General features: G+C 63.1%; 28 protein-coding genes and 2 tRNA genes. 12 read left to right on the top strand and 18 right to left on the bottom strand.

All coding sequences use genetic code 11. The features are described 5' to 3' along the window. Window position 1: 1 nt before the first annotated feature. The 6 genes from CR105_RS02525 (at window position 2) to CR105_RS02500 (ending at window position 4458) form a co-directional block, all read left to right on the top strand. Window positions 2-613 (top strand): glutathione S-transferase N-terminal domain-containing protein, encoded by a 612-nt coding sequence (locus CR105_RS02525; protein WP_054265664.1) that lies wholly within the window; start codon window positions 2-4, stop codon window positions 611-613. A gap of 125 nt (window positions 614-738) precedes the next feature. After that, entirely contained in the window at window positions 739-1230 is a 492-nt protein-coding gene (locus CR105_RS02520; protein ID WP_099786835.1) for a ClpXP protease specificity-enhancing factor, read from the top strand. Window positions 1231-1249: 19 nt separating this feature from the next. Beyond that, window positions 1250-1325, top strand: a tRNA-Thr gene (locus CR105_RS02515). A gap of 318 nt (window positions 1326-1643) precedes the next feature. Beyond that, window positions 1644-1907, top strand: coding sequence for a helix-turn-helix domain-containing protein (locus tag CR105_RS02510; RefSeq protein WP_099786834.1), 264 nt, complete (start codon window positions 1644-1646; stop codon window positions 1905-1907). A 2-nt stretch (window positions 1908-1909) separates the two neighbouring features. After that, window positions 1910-3256 (top strand): type II toxin-antitoxin system HipA family toxin, encoded by a 1347-nt coding sequence (locus CR105_RS02505; RefSeq protein ID WP_099786833.1) that lies wholly within the window; start codon window positions 1910-1912, stop codon window positions 3254-3256. An 851-nt stretch (window positions 3257-4107) separates the two neighbouring features. Next, complete coding sequence (locus tag CR105_RS02500; RefSeq protein ID WP_099786832.1) at window positions 4108-4458, top strand: hypothetical protein; 351 nt, start codon at window positions 4108-4110, stop codon at window positions 4456-4458. 237 nt (window positions 4459-4695) lie between these two features. Here the strand turns inward: CR105_RS02500 and CR105_RS28175 are convergent, their stop codons facing one another. Both CR105_RS28175 and CR105_RS02495 read right to left on the bottom strand, forming a co-directional pair. Further along, the gene (locus tag CR105_RS28175) at window positions 4696-4842 is read right to left on the bottom strand and encodes a hypothetical protein (protein ID WP_180288042.1); all 147 of its coding nucleotides are present in this window, start codon (window positions 4840-4842) and stop codon (window positions 4696-4698) included. Window positions 4843-4962: 120 nt separating this feature from the next. Continuing rightward, the gene (locus tag CR105_RS02495; RefSeq protein WP_131021636.1) at window positions 4963-5424 is read right to left on the bottom strand and encodes a hypothetical protein; all 462 of its coding nucleotides are present in this window, start codon (window positions 5422-5424) and stop codon (window positions 4963-4965) included. A gap of 924 nt (window positions 5425-6348) precedes the next feature. Here CR105_RS02495 and CR105_RS02490 point away from each other — a divergent pair. Both CR105_RS02490 and CR105_RS28170 read left to right on the top strand, forming a co-directional pair. After that, window positions 6349-6918 (top strand): recombinase family protein, encoded by a 570-nt coding sequence (locus CR105_RS02490; RefSeq protein WP_099786921.1) that lies wholly within the window; start codon window positions 6349-6351, stop codon window positions 6916-6918. Window positions 6919-7720: 802 nt separating this feature from the next. Then, window positions 7721-7815, top strand: a tRNA-OTHER gene (locus tag CR105_RS28170). A gap of 474 nt (window positions 7816-8289) precedes the next feature. Here CR105_RS28170 and CR105_RS02485 read toward each other — a convergent pair. From CR105_RS02485 to CR105_RS02475, 3 genes are all read right to left on the bottom strand, one after another. Beyond that, complete coding sequence (locus CR105_RS02485) at window positions 8290-9750, bottom strand: DUF7125 family protein (protein WP_099786830.1); 1461 nt, start codon at window positions 9748-9750, stop codon at window positions 8290-8292. Window positions 9751-9763: 13 nt separating this feature from the next. Then, complete coding sequence (locus CR105_RS02480; RefSeq protein WP_131021635.1) at window positions 9764-10165, bottom strand: hypothetical protein; 402 nt, start codon at window positions 10163-10165, stop codon at window positions 9764-9766. A 124-nt stretch (window positions 10166-10289) separates the two neighbouring features. Then, window positions 10290-11153 (bottom strand): sensor histidine kinase, encoded by an 864-nt coding sequence (locus CR105_RS02475; protein WP_099786828.1) that lies wholly within the window; start codon window positions 11151-11153, stop codon window positions 10290-10292. Window positions 11154-11398: 245 nt separating this feature from the next. Between CR105_RS02475 and CR105_RS02470 the strand changes: the two genes are divergently transcribed. The 4 genes from CR105_RS02470 (at window position 11399) to CR105_RS02455 (ending at window position 13482) form a co-directional block, all read left to right on the top strand. Further along, window positions 11399-11758: a hypothetical protein gene (locus CR105_RS02470; RefSeq protein ID WP_180288065.1), complete on the top strand. Its 360-nt coding sequence runs from the start codon at window positions 11399-11401 to the stop codon at window positions 11756-11758. 129 nt (window positions 11759-11887) lie between these two features. Beyond that, window positions 11888-12283 carry a YXWGXW repeat-containing protein gene (locus CR105_RS02465; protein ID WP_099786827.1) on the top strand — a complete coding sequence of 132 codons (396 nt, stop codon included), beginning with the start codon at window positions 11888-11890 and terminating at the stop codon, window positions 12281-12283. Between the two features lie 193 nt (window positions 12284-12476). Continuing rightward, on the top strand, window positions 12477-12680 hold the full coding sequence (locus tag CR105_RS02460; protein ID WP_099786826.1) for a hypothetical protein: 204 nt from the start codon (window positions 12477-12479) through the stop codon (window positions 12678-12680). Window positions 12681-12711: 31 nt separating this feature from the next. Then, on the top strand, window positions 12712-13482 hold the full coding sequence (locus CR105_RS02455; RefSeq protein WP_099786825.1) for a GIN domain-containing protein: 771 nt from the start codon (window positions 12712-12714) through the stop codon (window positions 13480-13482). 71 nt (window positions 13483-13553) lie between these two features. On the opposite strand, the gene CR105_RS02450 is transcribed toward CR105_RS02455, so the two are convergent. The 13 genes from CR105_RS02450 to CR105_RS02390 all read right to left on the bottom strand — a co-directional run bounded on the left by CR105_RS02450 (window position 13554) and on the right by CR105_RS02390 (window position 26386). Beyond that, window positions 13554-13865: a BON domain-containing protein gene (locus tag CR105_RS02450; RefSeq protein ID WP_099786824.1), complete on the bottom strand. Its 312-nt coding sequence runs from the start codon at window positions 13863-13865 to the stop codon at window positions 13554-13556. A 94-nt stretch (window positions 13866-13959) separates the two neighbouring features. Next, window positions 13960-14967 carry a LytR C-terminal domain-containing protein gene (locus CR105_RS02445; protein WP_267873876.1) on the bottom strand — a complete coding sequence of 336 codons (1008 nt, stop codon included), beginning with the start codon at window positions 14965-14967 and terminating at the stop codon, window positions 13960-13962. Window positions 14968-15152: 185 nt separating this feature from the next. Continuing rightward, window positions 15153-16103 carry a type II secretion system F family protein gene (locus CR105_RS02440; protein ID WP_099786822.1) on the bottom strand — a complete coding sequence of 317 codons (951 nt, stop codon included), beginning with the start codon at window positions 16101-16103 and terminating at the stop codon, window positions 15153-15155. Between the two features lie 13 nt (window positions 16104-16116). Beyond that, the gene (locus tag CR105_RS02435) at window positions 16117-17094 is read right to left on the bottom strand and encodes a type II secretion system F family protein (protein ID WP_099786821.1); all 978 of its coding nucleotides are present in this window, start codon (window positions 17092-17094) and stop codon (window positions 16117-16119) included. A gap of 14 nt (window positions 17095-17108) precedes the next feature. Beyond that, window positions 17109-18455 (bottom strand): TadA family conjugal transfer-associated ATPase, encoded by a 1347-nt coding sequence (locus CR105_RS02430; RefSeq protein ID WP_099786820.1) that lies wholly within the window; start codon window positions 18453-18455, stop codon window positions 17109-17111. A gap of 15 nt (window positions 18456-18470) precedes the next feature. Further along, window positions 18471-19646: a CpaE/TadZ family protein gene (locus CR105_RS02425; protein ID WP_099786819.1), complete on the bottom strand. Its 1176-nt coding sequence runs from the start codon at window positions 19644-19646 to the stop codon at window positions 18471-18473. 156 nt (window positions 19647-19802) lie between these two features. After that, a complete protein-coding gene (locus CR105_RS02420) occupies window positions 19803-20090 on the bottom strand; it encodes a hypothetical protein (RefSeq protein WP_099786818.1) in 288 nt (95 codons plus the stop codon). Window positions 20091-20100: 10 nt separating this feature from the next. Next, entirely contained in the window at window positions 20101-21657 is a 1557-nt protein-coding gene (locus tag CR105_RS02415; RefSeq protein ID WP_099786817.1) for a type II and III secretion system protein family protein, read from the bottom strand. A gap of 32 nt (window positions 21658-21689) precedes the next feature. Next, the gene (gene cpaB / locus CR105_RS02410) at window positions 21690-22538 is read right to left on the bottom strand and encodes a Flp pilus assembly protein CpaB (protein ID WP_099786816.1); all 849 of its coding nucleotides are present in this window, start codon (window positions 22536-22538) and stop codon (window positions 21690-21692) included. Next, entirely contained in the window at window positions 22538-23962 is a 1425-nt protein-coding gene (locus tag CR105_RS02405) for a DUF8689 domain-containing protein (RefSeq protein ID WP_180288064.1), read from the bottom strand. Before CR105_RS02405 ends, cpaB begins: the two co-directional genes overlap by 1 nt. 116 nt (window positions 23963-24078) lie before the next feature. Further along, window positions 24079-24612 (bottom strand): A24 family peptidase, encoded by a 534-nt coding sequence (locus CR105_RS02400; protein ID WP_099786815.1) that lies wholly within the window; start codon window positions 24610-24612, stop codon window positions 24079-24081. Window positions 24613-24677: 65 nt separating this feature from the next. After that, window positions 24678-24866, bottom strand: a complete 189-nt coding sequence (locus tag CR105_RS02395; protein WP_099786814.1) for a Flp family type IVb pilin — start codon at window positions 24864-24866, stop codon at window positions 24678-24680. 299 nt (window positions 24867-25165) lie between these two features. Further along, on the bottom strand, window positions 25166-26386 hold the full coding sequence (locus CR105_RS02390) for an HD-GYP domain-containing protein (RefSeq protein ID WP_099786813.1): 1221 nt from the start codon (window positions 26384-26386) through the stop codon (window positions 25166-25168). Window positions 26387-26572: the final 186 nt, after the last annotated feature.

The following is a 26572-nucleotide window of genomic DNA, read 5'->3' as shown; positions in this document are numbered from 1 at the left end:
AATGATGGTTCTCTACTCCGGCACCACGTGCCCCTTCTCCCAACGCTGCCGCCTGGTCCTGTTTGAAAAGGGCATGGACTTCGAAGTGCGCGACGTCGACCTGTTCAACAAGCCGGAAGACATCTCGACGATGAACCCGTACGGCCAGGTGCCGATCCTGGTCGAGCGTGAGCTGATCCTGTACGAATCGAACATCATCAACGAGTACATCGACGAGCGCTTCCCGCATCCGCAGCTGATGCCGGCCGACCCGCTGATGCGCGCGCGTGCGCGCCTGATGCTGTTCAATTTCGAGAAAGAACTGTTCGTCCACGTCCACGTGCTCGAGAGCGAACGCGCGAAGGCCAACGACAAGAGCCACGACAAGGCGCGCGCCGAAATCCGCGACCGCCTGACCACGCTCGCGCCGCTGTTCCTGAAGAACAAGTACATGCTTGGCGACGAGTTCTCGATGCTCGACGTGGCCGTCGCGCCATTGCTGTGGCGCCTCGACCATTACGGTATCGAGCTGTCGAAGACGGCAGCGCCGCTGATGAAGTACGCTGAGCGCATCTTCTCGCGCCCTGCCTACATCGAAGCGCTGACGCCGTCCGAGAAAGTCATGCGTCGTTAATCAGTAGAAAAAGCTTGCACGCCAGAGCGGCGACACCGTTCGGCCAGTCGCAGTAGACTGGCGTGCAAGCGCGCATTCCTGCCCGCACTACCGAAGTATCACCCGCAACATTCTTTTCCCAGAACATGCCTGACATCTCAACCAAACCCTACATGCTGCGCGCCATCTACGAGTGGTGCACCGACAGCGGCTTCACGCCCTACCTCGCCGTCAAGGTCGATGCCGCCACGACGGTACCGATGGAGTACGTGAAGAAGGGCGAAATCGTCCTCAACATCAGCTTCGGCGCGACCTCCGGCCTGAAGATGGACAACGACGCGGTGCGCTTTAACGCGCGCTTCGGCGGCGTCTCACGCGAGATCTACGTGCCGGTGCAAAATGTGCTGGCGATCTATGCCAACGAGAACGGCCAGGGGATGGCGTTCGAGGTCAGCAGCACCTCTGCCGAGAGCACCGCGGCGCCCGCCGTCGAGGTGCCAGCGGCTGCCGCGCCGGCCTTGTCGGCGGTGCCGAGCGCGGCCGCTGAAAAGAGCGCCCCTGAGCTGTCGCTGATTCCCGACGATAACAACGAGCCACCCAAAAAAGGCGGGCGGCCGACGCTGACAGTCATCAAATAGCGGTATAATTCGCACCCATGCCGACTTAGCTCATTTGGTAGAGCAGTTGATTTGTAATCATCAGGTGGCCAGTTCGAAACCGGCAGTCGGCACCAATAAAATCAAAGGGTTACAGCGAATTCGCCTGTAGCCCTTTGTCGTTTCTGGAGTATTTGCTGCATTAATAATGCTGCAATCATCCCCCCACGGCAACGCTATACCACTGCTCCCACACTCAACTTTGGAGCAATACACACGAGCGCAGGCACGCACGCCCCTTTCGCCTGCTCGACGCTCGCACTCCATTTATCCGATATGCGGATAAAACTACTTTATCTGCTTCCCAGCTATATCTGACATATCCGTTATCCAGCTGTATTGACTTTAGCCGAATTTCAGATAAAATCAATCTATCTGAATAACGGATAACGCACATGTCCCTCTCGCCCACATCTCATCTTCTGCTCACAGCGGCCCAACTCGGTCAGCTGCTCATATCAACCCGCAAGCGGCACAAGCTCACCCAGGCAGCTGTAGCGACACGTGTCGGCTTGAGCCAGAATCGCATCTCCTATCTTGAGAGTCATGCCGACGAAATCAGCGTAAAGCAACTCCTGAGCTGGTGTTCAGCCCTCGAGCTGGAGCTACAGCTGGGCGAGCGCGATACGTCGACTGCAAGCAGCTCGGTGGAGTGGTAATCATGGGTCGCCGCTCACACAGCCAAACACTCCACCTCTGGGCCAATGGCGACTACGTCGGCCGCTGGACGGTCAACGCCAATGGGGATTCCGAACTGGCATACGACGCTACATGGCGTCACTCCAAGCTCGGCCGCCCAATCTCGCTGTCTTTGCCCTTCAATATCCACAACGAGCCGCTTAAAGGAGCTAGTGTCTCGAACTACTTCGAGGGCTTGCTGCCGGATAGTGACATCATTCGCAAACGTGTTGCGACCCGGTTTAAGACAGGTTCGCTCGACCCTTTCGACCTTCTCGCGGCCGTTGGCCGTGACTGTGTCGGCGCCTTGCAGCTCCTGCCAGAAGGCACTAAACCGGAGGGACTGACCGAGGTCGACGGCGTTGCCGTCGATGAGGATGCCATCGAGCGGCATCTGCTCGAAGTTGTGAACTTGGAGCGGCACGGTGCGCCAGAGGACCCCGACGACGACTTCCGGATTTCTCTCGCCGGCGCGCAAGAAAAGGACGCCTTTCTGTGGTGGGATGGCAAATGGATGAAGCCGCGCGGCGCCACGCCGACAACGCACATCTTCAAGCTCCCAATCGGGATGGTAGGCGGAAAAAGAGCCGACTTCACCACGTCGGTCGATAACGAGTGGCTATGCCTGCGGCTGTTCAAGGAGTACGGGCTGCCCACGGCAAATGCCGAGATTGCGACGTTCGGCGCGCAACGGGTGCTCGTCGTCGAGCGCTTTGACCGCCTGCGGTCGACCAACGGGAAGAAGCTGTTCCGGCTTGTTCAGGAGGATTTTTGCCAGGCAACGGGAACATCTCCGCTCTTGAAATACGAAAATGACGGCGGGCCGGGGTTAAAACAGATGTTTACCTTGCTGCAACAATCGCAGCAAAGCGCTGCCGACATGCACACGCTCATGGCCTCGCAAATTCTGTTTTGGATGCTGCGCGCACCCGATGGCCACGCCAAAAATTTCAGTATCCAACTACTCGCGGGGGCCGGTCGATTCAAGCTGACGCCCATCTATGATGTGATGTCCGGCTATCCAGTCATCGGCCCTGGACCCAATCAGTGGGCCGAACACAAGCTCAAGATGGCAATGGCGCTACTCGGAAGCAACCGCCACTACCTCGCACATAGCATACAGCGGCGACACTTTAATAGCACTGCGAAAGCGGTCGGCTACGGCGCAGACGCCGAACCGCTCCTGCTCGATTTCATTGCCCGCACGCCCGCAATTGTAGACAAAGTCCGCGGCGAGCTTCCTGTGGGATTTTCGGAAAAGGTTGCCGACAAAATTCTGGGCGGCCTGCTTGCCGCAGCGGGCGCACTTGAACAGATGCCGCCAGCCTGACCGGGTACCTCGCAGACGGTGCCACTCACCGGGCACCAATGCGGTTACCCGTCAATAGCCACGGCAGCTCCCTGGCAGCGCAGAAAGTGTCCTAGTAGGACACTTTCCCTGCACCTTGCCTCCGCGAGTCCTGGCTGCCCGTTGGCCCTCGATAGAAAGTGTCCTACTAGGACGCTTTCCCCTGCCAGGTTCCCCCACCAAAACTAACCGTCCTCCGGCCTCAACAGAAAGTGTCCTACTAGGACATTTTTCCTGTCGGTTACCATAGTGGTGACTGCTCTCGGTCTAAATAGAAGTGTCCTACGAGAACACTCTTACCTGCCGTTTGCCCTACAAGCCCTTGGCCGCGCTCTCTGACACGGCAGAAAGTGTCCATATAGGGCACTTTTCCTAACTCGGTTACCGCCACCAGTTGTGACCGCTCTCTGACCCCAACAGAAAGTGTCCTACTAGGACACGTTTCTCGTATTGGTTGCCGCCAGTCGCCGCAGCTGCGTGTTTTGCGCCCAACAGAAACTGCCCTATCAGGACCTTTTCACTGCACAGTTCGACTCCTAGTCTACCGCCGCGCCGGCTTCAACCAAAGTCCAAACCTTATGAATGCGAGAGCTGGGCCGCATGCAACAGGTCCAGTAAATGGTATCGCAGCATGTTTCCTGATAATGGCTATTATCAGGAAAGATTTATCCAACTATTACCACGTTGTCGAAATGACTATTCCAGCTTACCCCGCAGTAACTGCCGAGAGCTCGCTCTGCTTGGCGGCGAGTCACCCTACTCGTAAAAAAGCCCGACAGTGAAAGGAACAGGCCCGACAGTTTCTTGCGGGGCTGTTCAGGTACAACGCAGCGGTGACGCTGCGGCTTGCCCCGATCAAGAAGTTCATCAATGAAATCGACCTGGAGCTGGCGCCGGCGCCGGCGCCGGCGGGCGTGAGCTACACCGTCCTAGTCGTGAACCTGGCCAAGCTGCTGCAACTGTTAGGGGCCATGCCATCGGCTGAGCTGGCCGCCTTCCGCGAGATGGTGGTCGAGATGCGGGCATTCCATGCAGCGCACCCAACCGAGCAATGCAGCATTGAGCTGTTCAATGAGCGCGACCGCGGTGGCGGCTTCTACGGGTCCATATCCTGTCGAGCACCCACGTCCGATGAAGCGGCCACGGCGTCGCTCAATGCCCGCATCGGGGCAACCAGGCGCTGACGCACTGGCTCCTACAGATGGCGCGGGGACTGCAACGCATCGGGCCTTGGTCATCGGCGGCCATCAGTGAAAACGACTTGTTCGGCTACAGCGCTGGGCCGTACGCCAGCCATCAGTGGCGCCAGGTCGTCGCGGGCACAAACGCGCCGGCCGACGTCCAAGAGCAGATGATGCTGTTGCACGTGTGACCACAGCCATTCTGATTGTGTGCACACGCACGTTGAGCGTCGCTCAGACCTAAATACCTCGAGCAGGCGGCGGTGGCGCTGAAAGCTTCGGTTCCGCGAGCAGCCGGGCCTTGTACGCCAGCAGCTCGTCGACCGGGATGTCGAGTCGCTTCAGCCACTCATCGGCGGCGCGGCTCGCTCTTGCGATTTTGGTCATGCCGTAGTATAGCGCTAGCGAGCAACACGGCGATGACGCTCGGAACCCGCAGGCCAAAAGAATAAGGCCAGCTGAGCTGGCCTTTGTGCTGCTACGCTACCTCTGTGGCGACCGCGAACCTCAATCGCAAACCCGTTTGTTCACGGTTCGAAGCACCCCTGACGCCTCATCGCGGCAGTTGGTCGGTCCGTAGGTACCAGCATCGCAAACGTTTTTCACCACAGTTTCCATTTCCTCCACCGGGACGTTACGGCATTGACGGAAGGTGAGACCCGGGTCATAGGCCTTGGCCTTGGCCTTGGCCTTGGCCGTTGCCGGCGCAGCCATCCCGAGCTTAATCATGACTTCACGCGTCGCACCTTGGATTGCCTCTTTTTCGGACTCGAGTGCGTCCTCGCCTGGCTTGGAGCTCGAAAAATGGTGCATCGCCCAGCTAGCGACTTCGGGCGAATCCTGCCCGGGGGCGCTGAGCCACACTGAAGCGGAACCGGAAAAGGCACCGTTAGGGTAATGCGCGACGCCGGACACAACGACGAGCTTATATTTCGAAGCCGGGTAACGGGTCGTAAAGCGGTCGGTCACGATGCTCCGTATTTCCTCGACGCAATCAATCTTTTTGGTCGAGAGTGCGTTGCAGGCAAACTGCCCTGCAAACGCGGGGGAGGCCAAGGCTGCCAGCAAAGCGATGGCGACGGTAAGGGTTGAGTCAAGAGTAGCTCCAGGTGGGTGACAGAATACCAACGAAATTGTACGTCGTTTCCGTTTATCAACAAAGCACTATATTTCCACATCGCAATATAAATTATCCGAGCTGCGCCTTCCGACCTGGTGAGCTTCCAGCAACTGCGATGGGGCTACCGCTGCGGTCGCTCACACCAGGCTTTTCGCAGCAATTGTCGGGCAGGCGAGGGCGAACACGGCAACAATTCGAAAATCAATTTACGGACAACGAGGCAGGGCCGCCCCCCCTTCCCCTCCCTGCTGGCTGACGCTCTTTGGAAATACCGTACCCGGAATAGCCTAACCTGGAATAGCCAGAACCGGGATATCCAGAAAGGCGACGTAGTCAGCCTTGCCCCGTGGGAAGCACACCCATTGTCCGTAAATTGATTTTAGGTCCTTTGGTTCTCGAACAGAGGTTTGGCAGAAATCTGTCGGGGGCTGCGGCGCTTGCCTTTCCGTGATTGACTTTGCTTCTGCGCGCCCTGTCGGCGCCCCGTCCTCTTTTGCGCCATCCAGGGCGTAAAAAAGCCGGTCAAGATGGCGCGAGGTAATGAGTTGAGGTGCTGGTTCAGGACGCGGCGCGCGGCACCAGGTCCTCGAAGGCCGTGGCGACCAACACCAGCGCTGGCACAATGGCCAAACTTTGGGGGGTGGCCATATGCTCGCGCGCAAAAATGGATGGTTTTGTGGACGTTTGTAAATTCATCACTTTCACATCGCGCTATACCCCTTTGGATGTTCATCATCCGCTCCATCAATCAGCGTCTAACAAAGGGGTATGCAATGGCAGTTTTTGGATACGCACGGGTTAGCACAAATGAGCAGACGCTCGACCTTCAGCGTGACGCACTAAACGACGCCGGAACAATTAGCATCTACGAAAACACAGCAAGCGGGAAGTCCATCGACAGGCCCGCACTTAGTCATTGCCTGAGAGCCCTTCGCGCGGGCGACACAATGGTCGTTTGGCGGCTTGACCGCCTGGGGCGGAACTTGCAAGACCTGGTCAACATCATCAACGACCTCGACGCCCGTGAGGTTAAGTTCAAATCACTGAAGGAAGCCATCGACACCAGCGGGCCAGCGGGGAAACTGGTTTTTCACATGTTTGCGGCATTAGCGCAGTTCGAGCGCGAACTGCTGAGAGAACGAACCCTAGCCGGCTTGGCGGCCGCTCGGGCTCGTGGCCGCGTAGGCGGCCGACGATGCGTTCTCAGCCCGGTGCAGCAACGAGCCGTACTGGCAATGATGAAAGACAGAGAAATGTCGATTACTGAAATTGCGAAGCAGTTCAGTGTTTCACGTTCTACTCTGTACAACATACAAGCTGCGGGCGGACGTGCAGCGAAGTAAAGAAAACGGCGGCAGAAAACATTCTGTTAGCCGCCTGCCGACGACAGGCTTTCAGGAGACGTTCGTGCTAACATTTCCCAAATTGTGCCTCTACCGGCGAAAGCATACAAATGGAAAAATTCCCGTTAGCAAGAAGGCATCAAACTTTTGATCAGCGAAAAGCTGACGAGAAGACAGAAAGCATCAATGGACGAAATATCAACTATCATTCGTAGCTGTCCTGCTATTGAAAACATACGACTTCGCCCAGAGTTCCAGCGGTATGGCTTCTTGAACACATTGATGAGAGAACTAGGTCGCCTAGGCATACCTTACATGAACATCTCAAACATCGAAAATAATGACCTTGCCCAACACTATTTGAATTTAAGCAAAAATCCGTGCTCGGGCGTGGAACTGACGAGCGCGCCAAACACAGTCACTCCAACGATTCGCTACCCTACTTTCTCAGTCAATCTGAGCGAGCGATATAAGGCATGCAAAATTTGATGGCCGTGACGCAGCAAGATTGCTTGGAACAAGCGCATCCTTGGGGCGGGTGTGGTGTTCGAGTGCGAGCGACTTCAGGCTGCCGTCCCGCCTGCCGGCTGCAAGGTGCTGCGCTGCGGGCTACCAGCTCCTTTTCTTTACCGCTGTGCCGGTTCATCCCTCGACTGTTGCGCAGCCACAGGGGTTGGACAGACTGACCTCTTCACGGTTACCAAGCCCTACCGGGGTGACCATACATAGTCCACCTTGCTGCAAATCTGCTGCAGTGGCTGCAGTAAATGGTGGTAAAATGCGGTATACTAGGGTATGTTAAGCCATTGATTTTATTGAAAATTCCAGTTGATTACAGGGTGTTGAAGTTGATTTGTAATCATCAGGTGGCCAGTTCGAAACCGGCAGTCGGCACCAATATAATCAAGCACTTAGCCCAGCCTTTCAGGTTGGGCTTTTTGCTTTCTGGACGCCGTGTAGGCACTGTGTAGGTTTCTAGGCCGCACGACATCGCTCAAGAATCCCGCTCCGTTTCCGGTAGCGATTTGGTATCCGCCCGCTGAAGATATGCATCCCGGCTATCGTCGGATAGCGACCATAACTAAGCCCCGGCCAAAAGCTGTTTGCCAATCCCGTCACACCCGCCTCAGCGAGGGATGGGCTCGTTTACTCCCAAGTTCGCCAGCAGATCTAGCGTCGCTCACCCCACGCAAGCAGGCGCTGGCCATCCTGGCCCCGCGAGAAAGTCGCCTAGCGATGAGGCGGCGCAGCACGGCGCGGAACGGGCTTTACAGCTTGTTCACGCCATCGCTGCGGCAGCACGCTGTGTTTGGCGGCAGTTCGGTGCAGCTATCGGCTTCCTGATGGCCGGGCGGACCAGCCGCCTGGTACTCAGCCGGTAGTCGTGTCCGGGCTGCCGCCGAGGATGCCGGCGTAAGGCGCCGGCCGGCCGCCGATCTTGACCGTATCGTCGCCGATCTCGAACACCCGGAACTCGCGGCTGTGGGCGCTGCCGCGCACCTTGATGACCGAAATGAGCGTGCGGATCTCGGCCTCGGTTTCGATGTAGCGCAGCATGACGATGGCGTCGACCAGGAAGGCGCTGCCGTTCGGGCTGAAGCGCAGCTCGGTGAAGCGGTCTTCCAGCTCGGCCGTCATCAGCAGGGTCACGCCTTTTTCGGTCAGCACCGTGGTCATGCGGAACAGCGACTCACGGAAATCCTCACGGAACTCTGGCGCCAGTGCCAGCTCGAACGCCGACAGCGAATCGAGTACGACGCGGGTGGCACGGGTCTGATCGATCAGCAACACCAGCTCGTGCAAGGTCTCGTCGACCGACAGGTCCAGCGTGCGCACGTTGAGCATCGCCACCTTGCCGGAGCGAACGAGGCGATCGAGCTTGCCGTTCATCATCTGGCTCGGGCTCTTCTCGAACAGCGCGATGACGCACCTTTCGTCCTGCCGCACACCTTCGGCGACGAACTCGGTCGCCAGCGTCGACTTGCCGGAGCCGGAAGGGCCCACCAGCAGCATCGAATAGCCGGACGGCAGGCCGCCGCCAAGCATGCCGTCGAGCTCAGGCACACCCATCGACAGGCGGCTGGCCGAGGCCGCAGCAGGCGCGTCGTCGCCGGTCGTTTCCTGGGCCGCGATCATGCGCGGGAATATTTCGACGCCGACGTTGCTGATGCGAAAGGTGTGCATCCCGGGACGCTGGCGCTGGCCGCGCATCTTGATGACCTGCACCTTGCGCACCATGGCGTTGCGCTGGACTACTTGATTGAGCCAGATGATGCCATCGGCCACCGTGAAAATCGGGTTCTGGTCCGCTTCGTTGGCAAGATATTCGCCGACCAGGAAGGTGGTCGCGTGCCAGCCGGTCATTTGCGTCACCAGTTGCTGCACGAACGACTGCAGTGCCTGGATCTCGCGGTGCTCGCCTTTGGCGCCCTGGATGAACGAACGGAACGAGTCGATGAAGACATACGCCGGCGCGTGGATGCGCACGGCATCGAGGATCTGCGCCAGCACCAGGTCGAAATTGCCCTGCTCGACCTCTGCGGCCAGGTTGATGAACTCGATCGATCCGTCAACCTTGTCGAAATCGAAGAAATCGAACTGCTGCTGGTAGCGCAGCATCTTGACGGGCGGCTCACCCATTGCCGTGAAGAACAATGCCTTCGACGTCGGGGTGGCGAGGGAAAACATGATCTGCTGGGCAAAGGTCGTCTTGCCACTGCCGGGCGAGCCGCCAATGATATTGAACGACAGCTCCGGCAAGCCGGCGCCGAGAATCTCGTCGAGTCCGGGAACGCCCGTCTTTAACAGCTTTACCTTCAGTTTGTCGCTCATCAAATGCTCCTATCTACTTTTTTTGGTCGCGTTTGTCGCCGACAGCCGAACCGACGAACTTGGCGGTGAGTGCCGGTCCGATCAACGTGAACAGCGAGTCAATGAATGTGCCCAGCAAGGCGCGCGTGGCGCGCATCACCTCTTCGGATGGCTGGGTCTTGAGGACGGTCTCGAAGGCGCTGAAATGCGCGCCGCCGGCGCCGTCCAGCGCGATCGGCGGCAGCCAGGCAAAGGCGGCGCGGTTGACTTCGACGCTGCGCATGAACAGCACGTTCACGCTGCCCGGCCCGATCAGCGGCGAAAATTTTCCCAGCAACGCCAGCCAGACGACGATGGCGTCGCGCTGCGCCGTGCCGTCAGCGCGGTTGTCGACCTGCTCCAGCAGCGTGCGCAGGAGCTCACTTCTCAAAGCCATAAATGCCCTTTCGGCGACAGCGGGGCGCCGCCCTCTTGCACTGCACTAACATCGCTCTCGTCTTCTCGGGGCTGGTTCGTTTGGTGAGATTTTAGCTGAAAGCGTGAACTTCAATGATGAAAAATTAATGATTGCGGGATGAAAACTGCACGAGCGGGATCGTCAGCGTCACGGTGGTGCCGTGCGGGCGCGAACTGATTACGCTCAGCTGGCCGCCGAGGGCAGTCATGCGCTCCTCGACATCGAGCAGGCCGTACGAACTCGACTTGCGCGCCTGACCAGTATTGAAGCCGACGCCGTTGTCGCTGACCTTCATCGTCACCGCGTTGTCGAGCTGCGCGAAGCTGACGTCGACCCGGCTGGCCAGCGCGTGGCGGAACACATTGCTCAGGCATTCCTGCAGCGCCCGGTACAGCGCCAGCGTCTGCTCGTCGGACAGCGCCTTGCCGTCGAAGTGCGCATCGCGCGACAGCCTGCAGCGCAGGCCGGATGTGCGCTCGAATCTGTCGAGTTCCCATTCTACCGCGGCCACCACCCCCAGTTCGATCTGAAAAGGCCGCATGTGGGCGACGATCTGGCCGACCGAACTGATGGTGCCGTCGATTCTGTCGAGCGCCTTGTCGACCCAGTCGTGCAAGCGCGGGTGCGCCCTGGCGGTACGCGCATGCAGAGCGGAAATGTCGGTGCGCAGCGCCATCAGGTTCTGGCCGAGATTGCCGTCGATCTCGCGCACGATCCGCTTGCGCTCTTCTTCGCGCGAGGCGACCTGGTGCGCGAGCAGCTCGTTGAGTTTCTTTTCGCTGGCGCGCAGCGCAGCCTCGGTCTTTTCGTACTGCAACACCTTGTCCACCAGCGCCTCGTTGATCAGCATCTGCTCGACGTTGAGCAGCGTGTCGGACGACAGCCGATCGGCCGGTGCCCGCGCTGCCGAGCGCCGGCGGGGGCGCAGCGTTGCCGATGCGCCGTTATAGGGTTTGTATGTTCGCATGTCGCATCGTGTTTCGTGGCCCTCAACAAGAGACTGCGGGCGACGGTTACCGCGTCAGCCGGGCCTGACTGCTGCAGTTCGCGTCGCATGCCGGAAAAGCCATGATAATAATAAAAGTAAATAAATGCTAGGAGCATATTCGGCGCGCCGAACGCATAGGACTTTGTAACGGACTGTGAGGAGAGCGAACCGGCAACGGTTGCGGCATATCCAAGGGCCATGCAGCATCAACTTGGTGTGAAGACATGAACCTGGACCTGAAAGGCGCCGCGAAACGCCTGCTATTTTCGCTGTCGCTGGCCGCTTCGCTGGGCGGTTGCGCTGTCTATGAACCGTATCCCGCCAGCTACACGGCCTACGATCCGTACGGATACCGCTACCCGTATGGGCAACCGGCGTATGGCGACGTGCCGGCGTATGTCGGCCCCCCCGTCTCGCTCGACTTGTGGTTCGGGTCGCACCGGGGCCATGGCTTTCGCGGCCATCACGGCCATGGCTTTCGCGGCCATCACGGCCATCATCGGCACCATGGATTGGGCCATCGCGGCTGGCGCGGCGGCGGCCATCACGGCGGCTGGGGACACGGGCACCGCGGCAGGCGCTAGCTTGGCAGGGGCGGCGCCAGGCACGCCGCGTGTGGCCTAATGTATCTGGTGTAAGCGAACGCATCAATTCCGTTTGCGCGCCGCCAATTCTCTATAGTGAAGTCACACTCACTTCATCAGGAGAAAAACATGAAAGCCACCATCCTCGGTACTGCAGCCGCGCTGCTGATCGGCAGCGCCGCTTTCGCCCCGGCACAGGCGGCCCAGCGCGACAGTGTCATCGTCGTGCGCACCGCGCCACCACCGCCGCGCAATGAAGCCGTACCGCACGCACGCCGCGGCTACGAATGGGTCGCCGGATACTGGAACTGGACCGGCCGGCGTCACGTCTGGACCGCCGGTCACTGGGAGCGCATGCGCAAAGGCTATGTGTATCAACAGCCGCGGTGGGAGCAACGCGACGGCGGCTGGCGCATGCAGCGCGGCGGCTGGCAGCGCGGTGAGCGCGCCGATGGCCGCAGCGACCGCGACGGCGACGGCGTGCCGAACCGCTATGACGCACGGCCGAACAATCCGAACCGTTAAGCGGCAACACGCAACAGCGCGCGCGGCGGCAGGCCCGCCGTGCGCGGCGCGCACCTTTCCCCATACGGCGTTCGGGCCGTTTCCTGCACTCCATACCGCATTAAATGCAGTCTGTCGCAATCCGATGGGCCTGCGCCTGGCACCTGGCTATAGTTCACTCAACCCAACGAACTTAACGACCCAGGAGCCCAACATGAACATCGCAAAAAACATGGAAGTCATCTTCATCACCGCCCTCGCATTGGCCTCGGTGACCACGCTTGCCCACGCCGCCGCGCCGGCCCACCGCGCAGCGACGCCGCTGATCCAGCAAGTCGACACCAGCGCGCCAATGGCGGTGGTGACGATCACCGCCAAGCGCCTGACTGCCGCGCAAAAAGCGCAGCTCGGCAACTGATTCGTCGCCCTCGACCACGCGGAGAATCATCATGAAAGCACTGATCGGTACTGTCTGCATCGCCCTGACACTGGCCGTCACTTCAGGCGCGGCGCTGGGCCAGCACAGCAGCGAAACGCGGGTCATCGATGCCCGCGTGCAAAAGGTAAAACTGGGCGGCACCATCGACCTGCGCGTCAAGCAGGGACCGGCCGCTTCGCTGGTGATCACCGGCGACCAACGCTACGTACCGAAGGTGACCACCACCCAGCGCGGCGACACCTTGCATATCGATATAGAAAACGACCGCCACTTTAACTTCGGCAAGAACAACAAGGACCAGTTGCGCGTGGAACTGACCTTACCCGGCTTTAACGAACTGGTGTCGCAAGGCGTCGGATCGGCCAGCATCACCGGCTTCACCGGCGAGCAGATCCGCCTGTCGCTGGACGGCGCCGGCACCGTCACGCTGGCCAGCCGCTACCGCAGCATCAACGCCACGCTGGGCGGCGTTGGCAACATGGCGCTCGGCACCACCGACAGCGAGCGCGTCGAGCTGAGCCTGCGCGGCGCAGGACGCATCGAAGTTGCCGGCCAGAGCAAGCTGCTGCGCGCAAAGCTTGGCGGCATCGGCAGCCTGGAAGCGCGCGACCTGCGCGCCGACACGGTCGAGCTCAAAATGAGCGGACTCGGCAGCGCAACGGTATACGCCAGGAGCAGCGCCGACCTGGTACTCAACGGCCTTGGCTCGGCTACCGTATATGGCAAGCCCAGCAGCCGCAAGTCGAGCGCCAGCGGACTGGGCAGCGTTAGCTGGGAGTAAGTTCGCGGGGAACAAATTCGCCGCACAAGGCAAGCAGCCGCCCCGGAAACGAGGCGGCTTTTTTTATGTCGTTATTTGACGACCATGTTATTTTTCACCCCGCGCACGCCGGCAACCGCGCGCGTAAGTTCGAGCGCCTTGCGGACCGCCTCTTGCGACGAGACGAAGCCGCTTAACTGGACGGTGCCCCTGAACGTCTCGACATTGACTTCGGTGGCCTTGACGGTGGGATCGGCCGCGAGCGCCGCCTTGACCTTGGTGGTGATCACCGTGTCATCGATGTACTCGCCGGTGCCTTCGCGCGTGGCGGTGGGCGCGCAGGCGACCATCGACAGGATCAGCAGGCTGGCGAAGAGGGCTTTCAGAAAGTGTGCGATACGCATGGCGGGACTCCTGGGTCAGGTTAACTCGCCCCCATTGTCGCGCGACTCTGCCGGGCCGACTTGATGTCGGCCAACCGTATAGGCCGCCTCGCGCTCAGAACGCCGTGCGCGACGCCGAGCGCGCCAGCGCGGCGCGGATCAGCCGGCGCGCTTCGAGCTTGCTGCGCATCAAATCGCGCCCAAGCACGACCCGCACGTCAACCGCCACGCCGGGCGCGACTTCGACCAGCGCGGCGTGCTCGAAACGCTCGGCCAGCCGCACGGCAGCGGCGCGCGAACCGGGCTGGTACTCGATGCGCGTCTGCTCGACATTGAACCCCTTGTGATTCGACAGCCGCGTCACGCGCATGCCGATGTCGCCCAGCTTCCTGGCCAGCTTGCGCGCCATGCCGGTCACGCCATTGCCGTTGCGAATCTCCAGCGTGGTGCCGCCTGGCGCGCGCACCGGCGGCGCCTCCGGCTGGCGACCGGTGGCCAGCACGCCGCGCGGGGCGGCCGCGATTGGCGCCGGATCGCTGTCGGCCGGTGCGACAGCGAGCGGCGTGGCGGCGATGGCATCGGCCGGCTGGACGTCGGCGCCACGGCGGCGCAGCTCGAAAATGCCGCTCTCGGTCTGGTGTATCTCATTGACCGGAAAGCTGTCGGCCGGTGGTGCGACGGCCACCGCGCTGTCGATCGCCGCCACGCCGCTGCGCTGCGCCGCCGCGTAGTCGGCCTTGAAGTCGTGCGTTTCAAGGGCGGCGGCTTGCTGCAGCATCTGTTGGGCGCGCTCGTGCTGGCCGAGCTTTTGCAGCGCAGTGCCGAGATGGCGCCAGGCGCGGTGGCTGAGCGGATCGAGCAGGCACGCTTTTTCCAGCGCGACAACGGCGGCGTCATGGTCGCCATTGAGCAAGTGCGCATAGCCGAGATTGCTGAACAGATAGGCGGTGGCGGTGTTGGCCGGCGTCGCCGCGGTCAGCGCCTGCCACAGCGGAATGGCGCGTGCATACTGGCCCTGCTCGGCGTACAGCGTCGCCAGGCCGTTCTGAGCGTTGACGTGGGCCGGGTCCACCAGCAGCGCCTGGCGGTAGGCGGCCAGCGCGTCGTCCGGGCGCTGGGCCAGGTGCGCGTTGCGCGTTGCGTCCGGCCAGGTAGGCCTGGTCAGCCTGGGCGAACGCCGGCTGCGCCGACGGCCAGATTGGTCGCTGATCGGGTCGGGCGACCTGAACGCACGCCACCAGGAGCGTGCCGGCGCACGCTGCGGAAAGATGCTTCAAGCTGGGGTGCATGGTGGCTCCTTCGATGGGTTCAGTTGCCGTTCATGGCGGTCAGCGCGGCGGCAACCTGGATGCCGGCCGGCCCGACCAGAACGATCAGCAATGTCGGAAAAATGAAGAAGATCAGCGGGAACAGCAGCTTGAGCGCGATCTTCGCCGCCGCTTCCTCGGCCACCAGCTGGCGCTTCGAGCGCAGCGTGTCCGAATGCACCCGCAGCGACAGGCCCATGCTGGTGCCGAAGCGCTCCGACTGGATCAGCATGGCGACGAGCGTGTCGACATCCTCGACGCCGCTGCGCAGCGCGAAGTTGCGCAGCGCCTTTTCCTTGGTGAAGCCGGCGCGCATTTCCATCAGCACCAGTTGCAGTTCCTGCGCCAGCACCATGCTCTTGATGTGGATCTCGCCGGCGACCTTGATCAGTCCGCGCTCCAGGCTCAGGCCGGCCTCGACGCAGACGGTCAGCAGGTCGAGCGCGTCCGGGATCGTCTCGAAAATCTCGCGCTGGCGGCGCGCGGCGATACGGCGCAGCACCACGTTGGGCAGGTAGTAGCCCAACGCCACCGCCAGCAGCAGCGGCAGCGGCAGCATGAACTGGTGCGCCGCCCATTTCGGCGCCACCCACACCATCACGGCGGCGGCGATCGACGGCACGATCAGCGCCAGCACGGTCTTGGCGGCGAAGTACAGCGTCGCCGCGCCCGAGGTGCGCCAGCCGGCATTCATGAAGCGGGTGCGCAGCGCCGACTGCTCCCAGCCTTCTTCCGGCAACGACAGCCGGCTGAACGGCTGCGCCGCCTTGACCACCTTCTCGACCCAGCCATTGCTCTCTAGCGCGCTCGGCTCGCTCGGTTCGCTCGGCTGGTCGAAACTGGCCAGGCGCTCGCGCATGTAGTTGGGCGAAAAAATGGCCAGCGCCAGCATGACGAGACCGACGACGACGCCGAACAGGATCAGCAGGAAGATGATGTGCGAAGTGGTCATGGTGCCAGGCTCCTCAGACGCGGATGCGGACGATACGGCGGGTCCACAGACCGCCCAGGATGATCATGACGGTGCCGACCCACAGCATGCGGATGCCAAGCGGGTGGGTCCACAGCGTGCTGACATAGCCGCGGTTGACCAGCATCATCACGCCCATCATGACGAACGGCAGCGAGGCAAGAATCCAGGCCGACAGCCGGCCCTCGGCCGACAGTACCCGCACCTTGCCGGCGAGCTTCAGGCGCTCGCGAATGATGTGGCTGATGTTGCCGAGAATTTCCGCCAGGTTGCCGCCCGACTCGCGCTGGATCACCACGGCGATCACCAGATAGCGCAGGTCGGTCAGCGGCACCCGTTCGGCCAGGTTGTGCAGCGCCTCGTTCATCGGCACGCCGTAGTTGATTTCCTGGTGCGCGGTACGGAATTCGCCGCTGAGCGGCTCCGGCAATTCGTTGCCGACCATCTGCATCACGTTGTTGAAGGAATGGCCGGCGCGCATCGCGCGGGCGAGGAAGTCGGCGGCCTCGGGCAGCTGGCGTTCGATGCGGCGCAGGCGCGCGGTACGGGCGCGGCGCAGGAACATCACCGGCATCGATACCAGCAGCAAGGTAAGCAGCAGTTGCACCGCGCCGGGCATCGGCTGCAGCACGCCGAGCGCGAGCGCCACCACCAGCGCCAGGCCGGTGGCGCCGAGGAACCGCTCGACCGACCACTTCAGCCCGGACTGCAGCAGCAGGCGGTCGATCGTGTGCGCGGCGCGCAGGCGGTGCAGGCGACGGTCGAGCCACTCCGACCTGGCGTAACGGCGCTGCTTGAGAATCGATACGCGCTCGCCGCTGTCTTCCATGCCGCCCGACATCAGGCGCAGGCGCCGCGAGATGCGCCGCGCCGCGCTGCCGTGGGCGCCGGTCCACCACAGGTAGGCGCCCTCGATGATCAGGATGACCGCGGCGAACGTCAGTACCGCAAAGCCGTAGAACAATGCATCCATGTCGTCTCCTGGCGCTATTCGTAGATGCGGCTCGGATCGAACGCCGAATCGGGTACCGGCGCGCCGAACAGGCGCACCCGCTCGGCGAAGCGCGGCCGCACGCCGGTGGCGATGAAATGGCCGAGTACCTTGCCGTCGGCCGCCACACCGGTCTGGTCGAAGCGGAAGATCTCCTGCATGGCGATGATGTCGCCCTCCATGCCGGTGATCTCCTGCATGCTGACGAGCTTGCGCGCGCCGTCGGTCAGCCGCGTGACCTGCAGCACCACCGTCACCGCCGAGCAAATCTGCTGGCGGGTGGCGCGCGGGGTCAGGTTGACGCCGGCCATGCCGACCATGTTCTCGAGCCGCGCCAGCGCGTCGCGCGGGGTGTTCGAGTGGATCGTCGCCAGCGAGCCTTCGTGACCGGTGTTCATTGCCTGCAGCATGTCGAGCGCCTCGGCGCCGCGCACCTCGCCAAGAATGATGCGGTCGGGGCGCATGCGCAAGGCGTTGCGCACCAGTGCGCGCTGCGACACCTCGCCCCTGCCTTCGATGTTCGGCGGGCGCGTCTCGAGCCTGACCACGTGCGGCTGGCGCATTTGCAGCTCGGCCGCGTCCTCGATGGTGATGATGCGCTCGTTGGGCGGGATGAAGCCCGACAGCAGGTTCAGCAAGGTCGTCTTGCCGCTGCCGGTGCCGCCGGAGATCAGGATGTTGATCTTGGCGTGGCCCAGCGCCTGCAGCACCTGCACCATCGGCGGCGTCATGCTCTTGTAGGCGAGCAGGTTGTCGACCGTCAGCGGCGAGGCCGAAAAGCGGCGGATCGACAGGATCGGCCCGTCCACCGCCAGCGGCGGGATGATGGCGTTGACGCGCGAGCCGTCGGGCAGGCGCGCATCGACCATCGGGCTCGACTCGTCGACCCGGCGCCCGACCCGCGAGACGATCTTCTCGATGATCTTCATCAGGTGGGCGGCGTCGTGAAAGCTGGTGTCGGTCAGCTCGAGCTTGCCGTGCCGCTCGACGTACACGCTGGAATGGGTGTTGACCAGGATGTCGGACACCGATGGGTCGGCCAACAGCGGTTCGAGCGGGCCGAAGCCGAGCATCTCGTGCTGGATGTCGAGCACCAGGTTGTGCCGCTCGGTCTGGTTCAGGACGATCCGCTCGTCTTCGATGATGCGCTGGATCAGCAGCGCCAGTTCGTGCTTGAACTGCTCGGTGGTGAGGCGCTTGAGGCGCTCCAGGTCGATCCGGTCGAGGATCAGCTGGTGCACATTCTTGCGCAGTTCCTGGTAGGCCTGGGTGGCTGCCCCCGGTGCGGCCGGAGCGGCCGTGCGCAGGTCGTCGGACCCATTCAAACGCTCGCGTAAAGTCATCAACGGTCTCCTCGGTTATTGGTCGGCGTCGGCGCGGCCGAACAGGCGGTCGAACAGGCCCTTGTTTTCCACGACGCGGCGCGCCGTCACCAGTTCGACCAGGTCGGCCAGGCTGCGCGAGACGGGCGCCGCGCGCGACAGGCGCAGCACCGGCACGCCCTGGTTGACCGAATCGGTAACGGCAATGTAGTCGTTCGGGATGGTGTGCACCACCTCGGCGCCGAGCGCGCTTTGCAAGTCCTGCAGGCGCAGCTTGCCGCCCTTTTCGTAGCGATTGACAATCAGCCGGGTATGCTCGATCGGGTAGCCGAGCGAGCGGAAGATGTCGAGCAGGCGGCGGCCATCGCGGATGTCCGGCAGGCCCAGCTGCAAGATCGGGTAGATGACGTCGGCGTTGTCGAGCGCGCGCAGTGAAATGGCGTCGATCTGGCGGCCGACATCGAGCACGATGTAGTCATAGTGCTGGCGCGCCACGCGCAAGATTGCGTCCATGTGTTCGGGCTTGAGTTCGACGGCCTGGCTCGGGTCGTCGGCGGCGGCGAGAATGCCGAAGCCGGGCGACACGTGCACCAGCGACGACTCGAGGAAGGCGGCGTCGAGGCGGGCGATGTGGCGGCACACGTCCGACAAGGTCATCGCCGCCTTCTGGTCCGACACGTACAGCGTGGCGTCGCCGAACTGGCCGTGCAGGTCGATCAGCAACACTTTCTTGTCGGCCAGCGCGGCCAGCGCATAGCCAAAATTGGTCGACAGAAAGGTCGCCCCGCTGCCGCCCTTGCAGGCGATAAACGCGAGGATTTTGCCGTCGCGCATGTTGGTCACGCCGGCGGCGGCGGCGACGCGGTCGATCGCTTCGTGCAAGGCGCGGTGCACCAGCGGCAGCTGCAGCACTTCGCGCACGCCGGCGCGCATGGCGCGAATCAGCAGTTCCTGGTGGTGCGCCCGGGTCAGCAGCATCAGGCTGGCGCCGGGGTAATGCTTGGCCAGCCGCTCGAGGTGGGCGGCATCGTTATCGTCGAGCTCGCTCGCGTCGATAATCACCAGCGCCGGCTGGTCCGGCAGCGGCCGGTCGAGCGCATCCTGGATGCTGCTGCGGCACGCGCCAAGGCTCAGCGGCGGTACCCGCGCCGCCCCCTGCGCGGCGAGTTCCGCCTGCAAGTCGCCGTCGCGGGTGATAAGTAAGGCTTTCATAAACTATCCTTGTCGATGGACGGTACCATTCCAGGTGCAGGTGCAGGCGCCAACACCTCGCTGTCGCCCGGCGTGCCGATCGGGGTGGTGGCGACACGCCGCGGCGTCAGTGAAGCGGGTGCGCAGCCATACCCGATCGTGCGGCGCCGCGCCGTTTCATTTGGTCATCAGGGGGATAGTCGACACGGCGCCGTTGTTCTTCTCCGGCGGCGCTTCATAGCGCTGGATGGCGGCGCGTGCGTTGTTGCCGTCCACCCCGGCTGCAGGATTCGGATTCAGCGCCGCCGCCGGATTGATGACCTGCGCGGCGAGCGTGAGGCGAACCGCGTCGCCGGACAGGCCGTTGCCGCTGTCGCTGCGATAGCTGTTGTGGGCGCAGCCGGACAGCGTCGCCGCCAGCGCCAGCACGGCGCTGAAGATTGCCTTGGTATGTCGCGTTGCCATGGTCACTCCCTTATTTGAGTTCGAAACCGCGTGCGGCGGCGGCCGAGGCCTCGCCTTGCGCCATTGGCGGCTGGGGCGGCACTGCCGGCGCCGGCGTCTGGCGCTGGATCGCCGCCGGCGCGTCGCCCTCGAGGCGGCCACCGAGCATCAGCTGGGTGCGGGTCGGCGGCGTCACCACGTCGGTCGGCAGCGCATAGTTCGGCGCCAACGGCTTGACCAGGTGCGCCGTCACGACAAACACCATTTCCGTCTTGTCCTGCTGGTAATCAGTGCTGCGGAACAGCGCGCCGAGAATCGGCACCTCCGACATGCCGGGCGGGCCGTTCATGCCGGTGACCGTGTTGTTCTTGATCAGGCCGCCAATGGCGAAGCTCTGGCCGTCGTACAGCTGCACCGTGGTGCTGGCGCGCCGGGTGGTGATCAGCGGCAGCACCGCCAGGCCGCCGCCGGCGGTGATGCCGATGCCCTCGCGCGAGACCTCGGACACTTCCGGCGCCACCTTCAGGTTGATGCGCCCGCCGGCCAGTACGGTCGGGGTGAAGCGCAGGCCGACACCGAATTCACGTTCTTCCAGCGTGACCTTGTTGTTGTCCTGGGCGACCGGGATGAAGATGCGACCGCCGGCGAGAAAGCTGCCTTCCTGGCCGCTGAGCGCCATCACGGTCGGCTCGGCCAGCATGCGCACCAGCCCGTCCTTGCGCTCGGCATCGGCGCCGATGCGGTTGCCGTTCGACTTGCGCAGGTCGAGCACACCGTTGGCCGGCGACACGCTGTTGGCGTTACCGGCGAGGAAGTTCGACAACAATGTCGCCGCCCAGCTACCCGACGAGAAGCGCCACGTCAGGCCGACGTCGAGCCGTTCGAGCAGGCTCTTCGACACTTCGGCGATCTTCACTTCCAGCATCACCTGCTGCGGCGCGCTCACCGACAGCAAGTTGACCACGCGAACGCCGGCAACGTTGCCGGCGCCGGGTGCCTCGGGAGCCGCCTGGGCGCCGCTGCCCTCGACATTCTTTGCCAGCGAGCGCAGCGGCCTGCGCACGAACGCGGCGGCCAGTTCCATCGCCCGCGCCACCGCCGGCGCGTCGGCCACTACGCCGCTCAGCACGATGGTGTCGCCGGCGGTGCTCACGCTGATGTTGCGCTCGTCCGGCATGGCCGCTGCCAGCGCCGCGCGCAACGGCGCCGTATCCATCGTCACCACCAGGTCGACGATGCTGCAGCTGCCGCTGCGGCCCTGGATGATCATGTTGGTGCTGCCGACGTCGACGCCGACCAGGTACAAGGTATCGGGCGCGACGAGCATCGCCTGCGCCACGGCCGGATTGCCGACGCTGCGGTGACGCACCTGTTCTGGCAGGCGCATCAGCGTAGATTTGCCCATCTGCAGTGTCATGCTGGCCGGCCGCGCGGCCTGGCCGACGCAGTGCGGGCCGCTGTCGGCGCGCTCGGCCGGATTTGCCTTCGGCTGCGCGGCGCCGGCCAGCCCCTGGGCCACGGCCAGCACGCCGAACACGGCAAGACGCGCGGCGCGCCCTGGTTGGCCATTCTTGATGAGTAGGTTCATCTCGCTGCTCCCGCAAAGTGGAAAGTGAAACATCAGAAGCACTCTTGCGACGACTGCAAGCCGTTGAGCACACTCACGCATTGACGCTTGACCGGTGCCGCCAGCACAACGGCCGGCTTCGGCGCTGGCCTGGCGACCGCAGGCAGCACCTTGGCCACGGCCGCTTGCTGTTCATTGAGCAAGGTGCGCTTGGTCGCGCCGATCGTCGACGGCAGCGATGGATCGACCTGGTTGCGCAAGGCCAGCGACAAGGTGCCGACGCCGCGCGCCAGGTCGAGGTGTTCGGCCTGCTCGGGCGAGACCTCGAGCGTGACGGCGTTGACCACCTTCGGTTTGGTTTCGTCGCGGCTCACTTCCTGCGCCACCGCCAGCACCAGGATGCGCTCAAGCACGATCTTCGAGATGTGCTGGGCGGCGCCGGGCATGGTGTTTTGTCCGGGCTCGCGTTCGGTGTGCACGATGACGTCGACGTAGTTGCCCGGCAGTGCGAAGCCGGCCACGCCGATGACGTCGTTGACCCGCACCGTGATGGCGCGCTTGCCCTCGCTGATCAACGCCGACAAACCGCCCAGCGTGCCGGCCGGCGCCAGCTTCGATTCGCTGATCGGCTCGTTCTTCAGCAGATTGCCTTTCAGCACGCGGTCGTGCAGCCGGGCCGGGTCGGTGAAGGCGTCGGCCGGAATGTCCTTCTTCGGCCACTCGGCAAAGCCGAGCATTTCGGGCGTCAGGCGCTGCCCGCGGTTGGCATCGGCCGTGGCCACCACGATGCGCCCCATATTGCCGGCCGACTGGCGCAACAGCCAGAAGGAGGCCAGCACCACAGCCACGGTCCCTAACAGGACCGCGACCGCCATCATCGCCAGTGCGCGCTTATTTTTCATCAGATTGTCTCGCTCAGTGGGTCGCCGGCGGCGACGAAATAGGGAACCGGGTGGGCGCTGCTGCGGGCGGCGCTGGCGCCGCCCTCCCCGGCCAACAGGCTGGTCCAGGCTTGCTCGAGCGCGCCGATCGTCAGGCGCGGCGCGGCGCCGGCAAAGCTGGCGAAATCGGCGATGCGCTCGATCAGTTCGCGCGGGTAACTCGCCAGCAGCGGCGGGCCGCCGCCGCCGTGGAGCACGTCGATCAGGTGCGCCAGCACGCCTTCGTCGCACTCGAGTCCGCTCAGCAGGCACTGGCCCCGGAACAGGCCGCGGTAGCCCGCTTCACTGAGGGCGCCGATATGAATCTTGTAGCCGACCCGCCGCATCGCCGATTCGTCGAGCAGGTCGTGCGGGGCGCGGTGCGTCACCAGCACCAGCGTGACGTCGAACGGCACGCTGATCTTGTGGCCGCCTTCGATGGTCAGCTGGTCGGTGCCGCTGTCGAGCGGCCCGCTCCAGCGATTGAGCAGCTGAGCGGCGGCAATGCGTTGGCGGCCCAGATCGTCCACTACCAGCATGCCGTTGTTGGCCAGGAAGTGCGGCGGCGCGTGATAGACGCCGCCGGCCTTGTCGTGGCGCAGGTCGAGCATCTCGGCGCTCAGGTCGGCGCCGACCTGCACTACCGGCCGCTGGCACAGTGCCCAGCGGCTGTCGCTGCTGCGCCGGTCTTCGGCCTGGCGCAGCTGCAGCGGCGCCGGATGCAGCAGCGGGTCGTGAAACTGCACGATATCGTGGTCGACCAGGATCGCGTACGGCGTGGCCACCAGGCCGCACTGCAGCTGCCCGAGCTTGCGCGCCAGCGTGCTCTTGCCGCTGCCGGACGGGCCGTGCAGCATCAGCGAGCGGCCCGACTGCAGCGCCGCGCCGATCAGTTCGCGCACCGACGCGTCGAGGCCGTCGTCGCAGAAGGCGGCGGCCAGTTCGGCGGCGCCGACGCGGTTCACGCGCGCCTGCCGCTGCGACTGGCGCAGCACCAGCTCGCGGTAGGCGTGCAAGGTCACCGGGGCGGCGCCGACATAGCGGCAGCGCGCCAGGTATTCGGCCGCGCGCAGCTTGCCGGTGGCGGTCAGCTGGTAATGCACGTCGAGGTCGGAGTCGCCGCGCAAGGCCACCTCGACGATCTGTTCGGCGACCATGAAGCCGAGCACTTCGCGCAGCACGCTGAACGACAGGCGCATCTTGCCCATCAGCACCGGCAAGTGCATCTTGCCGACCGCATACATCGTCTTGGCGGCCAGTTCGACCAGCAAGCTCAGCTCGAGGCCGGTGTCGCTGACGGTCTTCGGTTGCGGCGGCAGGCGGGCGACGATCTCGCCGGGGCCCGGCGCGACGCCTGCGGCTCCGCACGGGGCCACCAGCGCAGTCATCGTTTCGGTTTCGAACATGGCGTATCTCCCACGGGGCCAGACTGTTTCGCTGGATTAAGATTCATTTTATCGAGCGTTGCCGAGCGCCTATTGACGGTTAGCAAGCTCATCCTCCGGGGAAATTTTTCGTCGCCTCACAGGTGGCGCAGTCCCAGCATCAGGAAGGCGCCGAGGGCGATCGCCAATGCATACGGCATGCCGCCGACGCTAGGCGAGGGCATCGGCTCGGCCACCAGCGGCATCCCGGTCATGCGCAGCAGCAGCGGGCGCAGCAGCGCGCCGACGTTGACTGCGGCGACGCGCGTCTTGCCGCGCCACAGCACGATGGCGAACGCCAGCAGGCCGCCGCAGCAATAGGTGGCCAGGCCGATGTGAAATGTCAGCATCGGGCCGCAAAAGGCGCCGACGGTGGCCATCAGCTTGACGTCGCCGGCGGCCATCGCACGCACTATATAAAGGGGGAGAAACATCAACAGGCCGATGCACATGCCGGCCAGCACCGTGGTCAGCAGCGCGAGCGGCGCGCCGGCGGCAAGGTGCAGGCCGACGGTACACAGCAGCCCGCACGCGAGCAGCCGGTTCGGAATGCGGCGTTGCGCCAGGTCGTAGCCACAGGCCACGAGCAGCAGAACGACCAGGGACAATTCGAGGGAATTTTGCAAAGTCATGGACGACTCGCTTTGAAGGGAGAAAAAGCTTCCCCGACGGGGCCCCATCGGGGAAGCTGGGCAGGTTACGTAGGTAAAGTACCGCCCATGGCCACCAAGACGTCGCCAAAGGCGTCCTTGATGACCGGACCAATCGCCATGACGGTAGCAGCAATGACGGCAGCGATCGCAGCTGCCAGCATGCCGTACTCCAGCGCCGTTACTCCGTCTTCATCGGCAACAAAAGCGCGTACTGTCGAGATGATCTTGCTCATGGCTAACTCCTGTGAAGTGGATAAAAGTGCAAACCCTGGCGTGTGACAAGCGTCCGACTGCGACCTTCACCTGTCTGACCTGACTGCTGTCTTTCAAGTGCCGCGCCATTGAAGTAACTATAGAGGTTGATTCAACACGGCAACTTGACTATGCGCAACTTTTCCACACGGCATTTTTTAATGACGCAGCGAAACTGCTGAGGTGGGAATTTTTGGCGGGAAAAATGCAGGGTGCAACGAGGAGGGCGCGCGGGCGGTGTTGCCGCAAGTGCAGCACCGCCCGGCGGGGGCGCAGGATCTCAGGCGATTTGGAGAAATTTCTTCGGGTCGACGTTCCACTTGGCCGGCGCCGCGTGGCCGACGATCTTGTCGCCACCGCCAAAGCCGAGCGCGCGCGACAGGTCGACCGTCTCCGGCTTGATATAGACCTTGCTCTTGCTGTTGAAAAACACGTTGACCTTCGGCGCCAGCAGATTCGTCTCGTGCGGCTCAATCACCACGCCAAGCCGGCCCGACTCGAGCATCACCATGGTGCCGACCGGATAAATGCCGACGCAGCGCATGAATTCCTGCACGTACCCTCGATTGAAGTGGAACTTGCTCCACTCGTAGATCTTGCGCAGCGCCTCGGCCGCCGAAAGCCCCTTGTGATAGCAGCGGTCGGCGGTAATGGCGTCATACACGTCGACGATCGCCGCCATCTGCGCCAGCTCGCTGATCGCCGCGCCGCCCTGCTTGTCCGGATAGCCGCTGCCGTCGTGCCGCTCGTGATGGTGCAAAGTGATGTCGAGCGGAATCGGTCCAATCCCGGGCGTCTTGACCAACAGGTCGTAGCCGTCGCGCGGGTGCTTCTTGATGATGGCAAACTCCTCCGGCGTCAGCGGCCCTGGCTTGTTGAGGATCTTGTCCGGCACCAGCGCCTTGCCGGTATCGTGCAGCAGCCCGCCGAGTCCGGCCTCATAGATGATGGCGGCATCCATCCCGCGCGAGCGGCAGAACGCCACCAGCAGCGTGCACACGCTGACCGAATGCAAGAACGTGTAGTCGTCGGCGGTCTTGATGCGCAACAAACTCATCAGTGCTCCGGGATTGCGCAGGATCGACGCAGTAATGTCCTGCACCACCGGCGCGACCTGGTCCAGCTCGACCGCCTTGCCCAGCCGCGCGTCCTGCATCACCGTGCGCACCAGCCCGGTCGCCTGGTGGCGGATCATCTCGGCGCGCTGCAACTCCTCGCCAAGCGAGACGCGCGTGACGATCACCGGCTTGGCGGCGAGCACCGTCAGCTCGGCCTCGATGCATGCCTCGGCCTCGGCCAGCGTCGGCGCATCGCGCACGTCCAGTCCGCGCGTGTTGTCGATGACGACGTCATGGATGCCGGCACTGCGGATCTTGCCAATTTCGTCGTCCGTCGTCAGCAGAAACCGGTTGCGCGCGAACGGGTGGGTCATCCAGTCGCAGCTGAGATCGTGGATGAACATTCCGACCTTTAGTTGCGAGGCGTCGATTTTCTTCAACATTTTCTTGTCCCGCTATCATTGTTTGGTAAAGATCCGCCGATTCCGCGGTACCACAAGTATATAGAAGATATTTCCTAAAAGCATTGCACTGTACCAAAGCGCAAGTTTAATTTTTGATTAGCCAGTCGGCATCGCGGTCCGCGACCGGGCGCGGCCGGGGTAAAATGACCGGCTGCCGCCAACCGC

The sequence above is a fragment of the Massilia eurypsychrophila genome (genome assembly GCF_002760655.1).
Classification (GTDB): domain Bacteria; phylum Pseudomonadota; class Gammaproteobacteria; order Burkholderiales; family Burkholderiaceae_D; genus JAFCUW01.
The sequence above is the reverse complement of the archived record's forward strand: the minus strand, read 5'-3'. Positions and strand labels throughout refer to the sequence as shown.

Bases quoted from the DNA above. Each gene is read 5' to 3' on its own strand.
- CR105_RS02490 (WP_099786921.1), top strand. From the start codon at position 6,349: ATGGCAGTTTTTGGATACGCACGGGTTAGCACAAATGAGCAGACGCTC.
- CR105_RS02460 (WP_099786826.1), top strand. From the start codon at position 12,477: ATGAACATCGCAAAAAACATGGAAGTCATCTTCATCACCGCCCTCGCA.
- CR105_RS02415 (WP_099786817.1), bottom strand. From the start codon at position 21,657: ATGAACCTACTCATCAAGAATGGCCAACCAGGGCGCGCCGCGCGTCTT.
- cpaB (WP_099786816.1), bottom strand. From the start codon at position 22,538: ATGAAAAATAAGCGCGCACTGGCGATGATGGCGGTCGCGGTCCTGTTA.
- CR105_RS02485 (WP_099786830.1), bottom strand. From the start codon at position 9,750: ATGAGCGACAAACTGAAGGTAAAGCTGTTAAAGACGGGCGTTCCCGGA.
- CR105_RS02425 (WP_099786819.1), bottom strand. From the start codon at position 19,646: ATGAAAGCCTTACTTATCACCCGCGACGGCGACTTGCAGGCGGAACTC.
- CR105_RS02520 (WP_099786835.1), top strand. From the start codon at position 739: ATGCCTGACATCTCAACCAAACCCTACATGCTGCGCGCCATCTACGAG.
- CR105_RS02465 (WP_099786827.1), top strand. From the start codon at position 11,888: ATGAAAGCCACCATCCTCGGTACTGCAGCCGCGCTGCTGATCGGCAGC.
- CR105_RS02435 (WP_099786821.1), bottom strand. From the start codon at position 17,094: ATGGATGCATTGTTCTACGGCTTTGCGGTACTGACGTTCGCCGCGGTC.
- CR105_RS02475 (WP_099786828.1), bottom strand. From the start codon at position 11,153: ATGCGAACATACAAACCCTATAACGGCGCATCGGCAACGCTGCGCCCC.
- CR105_RS02510 (WP_099786834.1), top strand. From the start codon at position 1,644: ATGTCCCTCTCGCCCACATCTCATCTTCTGCTCACAGCGGCCCAACTC.
- CR105_RS02470 (WP_180288065.1), top strand. From the start codon at position 11,399: ATGAACCTGGACCTGAAAGGCGCCGCGAAACGCCTGCTATTTTCGCTG.
- CR105_RS02480 (WP_131021635.1), bottom strand. From the start codon at position 10,165: ATGGCTTTGAGAAGTGAGCTCCTGCGCACGCTGCTGGAGCAGGTCGAC.
- CR105_RS02525 (WP_054265664.1), top strand. From the start codon at position 2: ATGATGGTTCTCTACTCCGGCACCACGTGCCCCTTCTCCCAACGCTGC.
- CR105_RS02420 (WP_099786818.1), bottom strand. From the start codon at position 20,090: ATGGCAACGCGACATACCAAGGCAATCTTCAGCGCCGTGCTGGCGCTG.
- CR105_RS02400 (WP_099786815.1), bottom strand. From the start codon at position 24,612: ATGACTTTGCAAAATTCCCTCGAATTGTCCCTGGTCGTTCTGCTGCTC.
- CR105_RS02450 (WP_099786824.1), bottom strand. From the start codon at position 13,865: ATGCGTATCGCACACTTTCTGAAAGCCCTCTTCGCCAGCCTGCTGATC.
- CR105_RS28175 (WP_180288042.1), bottom strand. From the start codon at position 4,842: ATGACCAAAATCGCAAGAGCGAGCCGCGCCGCCGATGAGTGGCTGAAG.
- CR105_RS02440 (WP_099786822.1), bottom strand. From the start codon at position 16,103: ATGACCACTTCGCACATCATCTTCCTGCTGATCCTGTTCGGCGTCGTC.
- CR105_RS02405 (WP_180288064.1), bottom strand. From the start codon at position 23,962: ATGTTCGAAACCGAAACGATGACTGCGCTGGTGGCCCCGTGCGGAGCC.
- CR105_RS02390 (WP_099786813.1), bottom strand. From the start codon at position 26,386: ATGTTGAAGAAAATCGACGCCTCGCAACTAAAGGTCGGAATGTTCATC.
- CR105_RS02430 (WP_099786820.1), bottom strand. From the start codon at position 18,455: ATGACTTTACGCGAGCGTTTGAATGGGTCCGACGACCTGCGCACGGCC.
- CR105_RS02505 (WP_099786833.1), top strand. From the start codon at position 1,910: ATGGGTCGCCGCTCACACAGCCAAACACTCCACCTCTGGGCCAATGGC.
- CR105_RS02455 (WP_099786825.1), top strand. From the start codon at position 12,712: ATGAAAGCACTGATCGGTACTGTCTGCATCGCCCTGACACTGGCCGTC.
- CR105_RS02395 (WP_099786814.1), bottom strand. From the start codon at position 24,866: ATGAGCAAGATCATCTCGACAGTACGCGCTTTTGTTGCCGATGAAGAC.